Here is a 260-nt window from a genome sequence, read left to right as displayed (position 1 = left end):
GGCGACCTTGATGGTGTGCTTGTTGTTGAAGGTGGTGCTCACCGTGCCGGCCGCGAGCGAGGCGGGCGGGGTGTGCACGACCAGGTCGCCGCCGAGGACGGGCAGGCCGTCGTAGGTGCGCTCGTAACGAGTGTGCAGGGTGCCGTCGTTGTCCTTGACGACGTCCTTGACGACCAGTTTCTCCTTGGCGCCGAGGCCGATGGTGCGGGCGGTCGCCGCGGTCCCCTGCCGGGCGCTCTTGAGGAGCGCGGTGTGCTGGG

General features: G+C 69.6%; 1 pseudogene. It reads right to left on the bottom strand.

The annotated features are described in order from the left end of the window. Positions 1–260: pseudogene (locus tag AAW13_RS43970) on the bottom strand (M4 family metallopeptidase); the annotation flags it as partial.

Origin of the sequence: Streptomyces humi, from assembly GCF_001005085.2 — a bacterium.
GTDB classification, from domain to species: Bacteria; Actinomycetota; Actinomycetes; order Streptomycetales; family Streptomycetaceae; genus Streptomyces; species Streptomyces humi.
This window is presented reverse-complemented; position numbering and strand designations above follow the sequence as displayed.